This is a genomic window from Acidithiobacillus sp. TH-A36 (assembly GCF_057473445.1).
In genome coordinates this window covers 1-4484 of sequence record NZ_JBYCKP010000381.1, presented here as the reverse complement: position 1 = coordinate 4484, position 4484 = coordinate 1, and the positions used below count along the sequence as shown (strand labels likewise).

Below are 4484 nucleotides of genomic sequence, written 5' to 3'. Positions count from 1 at the left end.
CGGCAGCCCGTGAACCCGGAGGCTACGAAGCCCTGCAAATGCAGCTCGCCAAGGACTACATCGAAAAGTGGGGATATTTGGCCAAGAGCAGTACCAGCCTGGTGATTCCTTCCGATCTCGGCAATATTGGCGCTTTGGTGGGTACGGCGCTTTCTATGGTTAAGCAGTCGCAGAAGACGGCTGCGGAATGAACGTCGGGCATTTGAAGCTGATCTGTATTGATCGCTATTTTTCGCGATCACGTTATACATAGGAAGAATTTGTGCCAACAGCAACTCTTAAAATATTTCTCGCGTATGGTGATCCAAAAAGATTGCGGACTGCCGAGTTATCAAATTGGACTGGAAAGGCAGTCTCTGGGCCAAGGAGTGAATTCGAGAAAGTATTAGAGCGTGAAGAATCACAAGGATCTGGAGTTTATTTTCTTTCCGGGACTGATCCAGAGACCAATAAAAGTGCAATCTACATTGGCGAGGCTGAGTGCATTAAGGATCGTATTAAGTCACATCTGTCTAGAGACTTCTGGAACAACATAACTTTCTTTATTTCAAAGGATGAAAATCTGACTAAGGCGCATATTAAATATCTCGAAGGACGGTTGATTCATATTGCGCGTACAACTGAACGAGCTATTGTGATGAACAATCAAGGCAGTGGTGCAAAGCTACCAGAGTCAGATCGTGAAGACATGGAGGTATTTCTTGAAAAGATGCAGCAGATACTTCCGGTCCTTGGGGTTGAAGCTTTCTTGGATAAGTCCTCATCTACAGTGCATAGTAAACAGAAGAAGGAACTTCTCAACTGCAATATTAAAGGACTAACTGCAAACGGATATTTGACGCCTAATGGGATCGTTGTGCTCAAAGGTTCTCAGGCTGTTCTGGAAGAGCGTGCATCAGCGCAAAAATGGCCGAGCGTGTTGATGCAACGAAATAAACTTATCGAGGAGGGGGCGCTTGTCGAGAAAAACGGTGCATATGTTTTTGCAAAGGATGTCGAATTTACCAGCCCGAGTTCTGCTGCAGCAACGATTCATGGTGGCAGCGCCAACGGCTTAACAGCATGGGTAAATAAAGAAGGTATTCAACTTAAACAACTACAAAACGTATAACAAGATGCTCGTTCGGATGCAAACTACGCTACGCTTTGTTTGCGCCGCACAGCTTGGACGTTACACATTGCAGGAGGCATTGTGATAGTCATCTATGGAATCAAGGACCACCTTAATCCGGTCAAGGCCCAGCTTTCTGAAGTCATTCACGGGTGTATGCAGTCAGTCTTGGGCATGCCAGAGGACAAGAGGGCTCATCGTTTCATCCCAATGGATGCTGAGGATTTTTATTATCCAGGTGGCAGAACGTCCGCTTATACAGTCATTGAGATCAATATGATGCAGGGTCGTACCCCTGAGACCCAAAAGGCTTTGATTAAGGAGTTATTCAGAAAAATAGAGGCTGAGCTTGGCATTTCACCTGTGGACATAGAAGTGACGATAAAGGAACAGCCAGCTCATTGCTGGGGATTTCGGGGTATGACCGGAGACGAAGCGCGTGATCTCAAGTATTCAGTCAATGTGTAACAAGACCAGGAACCGGATGCCAAAAACTTTTCCTTGCTCCTTTTTTGTCACCGGTGATGGCTGGCGTAGCCTGCTTTGAAAAACACTAAGACAAAAGTGATAGAAAATGATTAGAGAGCCATTCAATAGAAATAAACACGTTTACCACAACGAAGCATTTGTTGAACTAGTTAAGGATGCGGTTCGCTTCTTCAATGGTACACCTGTACATCACCTGCCACCTCCAGAAAGATTTCTTGGCACTGGCGTTTATGCACTTTACTACACTGGCGGAAATCCAACTTATTCGCGGTATAAAGAATTAAACCGGCTATCCTATGATTTCCCTATTTATGTTGGTAAAGCGGTTCCAGAGGGTTGGCGTCAGTCAAGAACTTCTGATTCTAAAACAACTCAATCAACTGAGTTATACCGGCGTTTAAGGGAACACAGCAGAAGTATTATAGCTGGGGATGGACTTAATATTGCAGACTTCTCGTGCAGATTTGTCATCTTCGAGAAGGAAGGTTCAGGCATGATTGGCTCAATCGAAGCTGCTTTGATCAAATTAAACCAACCTCTTTGGAATTCCTGTGTTGATGGTTTTGGTAATCACGATCCGGGCAAGGGAAGATATGGACAAGCTCGCTCAGACTGGGATGTGATTCATGCAGGCAGAGTATGGGCGGAGAGGTTGAATGGCATTCCAAATGCTAAAAATGATGTTGTTGCACGAATTGACAATCATCTTAAGAGGTTCAAGTAACAATGACGATGAAAACTCTCGAAATATTTTCTGGCGCGGGAGGCTTGGCAAAAGGACTGGAAATTGCGGGTTTTGAACACTCTTATTTTGTTGAGATCAACAAAGACGCATGTGAAACATTGCGTAAAAATTTTTACCAACATTATGTTTTTGAAGGTGACATTTTAGAATTTGACCTAAATTTATTGGAAGACATTGACATTGTTGCTGGCGGTCCTCCATGCCAACCGTTTTCATTAGGTGGAAAACATAAGGCTCATCAGGACAATAGAGATATGTTTCCTTACGCTATACGCTGCATAGAAAACTTGCAACCAAAGGCATTCATTTTCGAAAATGTTAAAGGGTTATTAAGAGACTCATTTTCTCAGTATTTTAATTACATAGTGCTTCGTTTAATGTATCCGCATTGCACGATATGCGATAAAGAAAGCTGGGAAATTCATCTGAAAAGGTTGGAAAAACTAAACCCTATGCAATATCGCGGTGTCCATTACGATGTGTCATACAAGTTACTAAATGCCGCTGACTATGGAGTCCCTCAAAAAAGAGAGCGTGTTGTCATCGTTGGGCTTCGTTCAGACTTAGATTTAGAATGGAACTTCCCAAGTGCAACTCACACAGAGGATAGGCTGAACTGGGATAAGTTTGTAACTGGAGAGTATTGGGAAAAGCATAATATTTCATCTCGAAAAAACATTGAACTTTCAAAGCTGCTAAAGAGCAAATATGGATTTTTTCCACCAGAGGGTGCGCCCTGGCAGACAGTTCGTGATGCTCTGCTTGGTGTTCCTCATCCAAAAGATAAGCATGATATCCCGGATCATATTTTCAAAGGTGGTGCTAAAATCTATCCCGGACATACCGGAAGTGAAATCGACCAACCATCTAAAACTATAAAAGCTGGGGGGCATGGCGTTCCGGGTGGTGAGAATATGATTCGCTATGAAGATGGCACTGTCCGTTACTTCACCACATATGAAGCAAAGTTAATTCAAACCTTCCCAAAGGATTTTATAGTTGCGGGAGCTTGGAGCGAGGCAATGCGACAAATAGGGAACGCGGTTCCTGTAAAACTCGCAGAAGCTATCGCCAAACAGTTACTGGCTACCCTGCAGGTAAAACAGGTGGACAAATCGTTCCAGCGGACCATCAACAGCTACGCTGTTGTCAGTCGCTGAACTTAAACACTAACTCGCATAAGCCTTCAAATCACGCTGAGCCTTTCCCTGACACAGTGAGCCCGAAACCGCTGCAGAGTAGGCCATCAACAAAGAGTAGCCTACTTGGGCAGACTTTCCGGCCATGCAGCCTTATCCAGCCAAACATCAGCGCCACGACCCACCACTGCTGCAGGAATGTTTTCACCACGTAACCAGGAAGCGATGGCGTCCTGCTTTCCTGAGCCGCAGGCCAGAAAAAACAGGGCGTGCGTGTGGCGCAGTCGCCAGGTGCTGAGGCTGACTCTCTGCGGGGGGGCTTTAGCAGCATCCAGAATACTGAGGGTGGGAGAACTGCCTTTTTCCTGTCCCCAGTCATGTCCGGGAAACAAACTGGCCGTATGTCCATCCTCCCCCAAACCCAAAAGAACCAAATCAAAACGTTGTGCGGGCAGAATGGCAGCATAGCGGCGGGCCGCTTTACTGGCTCCCGCTTCGGCGGGTATGGTATGAATCTGGGCGCCTGGAATGGGTACCTGGGACAACCAGGTTTGTGCAAGCATCAGACTATTACGTTCGGGATCTTCGGGTGGCAGGCAGCGCTCATCGCCATGATAAATATGCCAGCGTTGCCAGTCGCGGCCCATGGACGGCAGCCGGGCATAAGTGGCACGTGGCGTATTGCCTCCCGCTACCACCAAGTGAAAAGCACCGCGCAGGGCGATGGCCTCGGCCGCCATGCGGGTGATGGCCGCCGCAAGATGGGTACTGATCTGTTCCTGGTCTGGATAAATATGCCATCTTGGTAGTGAGTTTTCTTCCAGCATGCTGAATACCTCCGAAAAATAGTCCTAGCCGATAGCCTGACCGAGAAGGTGACCGATCAGTGCCGTAAAGGCGAGTGCGACTGTGCCCCAAAACAGGATTCTCAAGGCACCCTTCAAAGGGTTTGATCCACCCAGTTTGGCAGAGATGACCCCCAGTATAGCCAAAAGAATCA

The 4484-nt window shown here is 46.5% G+C and carries 7 protein-coding genes; 5 read left to right on the top strand and 2 right to left on the bottom strand.

Annotation, left to right across the window (positions count from 1 at the left end; all coding sequences use genetic code 11):
- The 5 genes from AC2VLY_RS09935 to AC2VLY_RS09915 form a co-directional block, all read left to right on the top strand.
- On the top strand, positions 1-191 hold a 191-nt coding region (locus AC2VLY_RS09935), incomplete at its 5' end, for a band-7 C-terminal domain-containing protein (RefSeq protein ID WP_486892562.1).
- 71 nt (positions 192-262) lie between these two features.
- A complete protein-coding gene (locus AC2VLY_RS09930) occupies positions 263-1111 on the top strand; it encodes a GIY-YIG nuclease family protein (protein WP_215887914.1) in 849 nt (282 codons plus the stop codon).
- An 81-nt stretch (positions 1112-1192) separates the two neighbouring features.
- Entirely contained in the window at positions 1193-1579 is a 387-nt protein-coding gene (locus AC2VLY_RS09925) for a tautomerase family protein (protein WP_215887915.1), read from the top strand.
- Between the two features lie 106 nt (positions 1580-1685).
- Positions 1686-2324 carry an Eco29kI family restriction endonuclease gene (locus tag AC2VLY_RS09920; RefSeq protein WP_486922194.1) on the top strand — a complete coding sequence of 213 codons (639 nt, stop codon included), beginning with the start codon at positions 1686-1688 and terminating at the stop codon, positions 2322-2324.
- Between the two features lie 2 nt (positions 2325-2326).
- Positions 2327-3505, top strand: a complete 1179-nt coding sequence (locus AC2VLY_RS09915) for a DNA cytosine methyltransferase (RefSeq protein ID WP_486922193.1) — start codon at positions 2327-2329, stop codon at positions 3503-3505.
- A gap of 101 nt (positions 3506-3606) precedes the next feature.
- Here AC2VLY_RS09915 and pgl read toward each other — a convergent pair whose 3' ends face one another.
- Together pgl and AC2VLY_RS09905 are read right to left on the bottom strand one after the other, a co-directional pair.
- A complete protein-coding gene (pgl, locus tag AC2VLY_RS09910) occupies positions 3607-4311 on the bottom strand; it encodes a 6-phosphogluconolactonase (RefSeq protein ID WP_486922192.1) in 705 nt (234 codons plus the stop codon).
- 24 nt (positions 4312-4335) lie between these two features.
- Positions 4336-4476 (bottom strand): VIT1/CCC1 transporter family protein, encoded by a 141-nt coding sequence (locus AC2VLY_RS09905; RefSeq protein ID WP_486922195.1) that lies wholly within the window; start codon positions 4474-4476, stop codon positions 4336-4338.
- Positions 4477-4484: the final 8 nt, after the last annotated feature.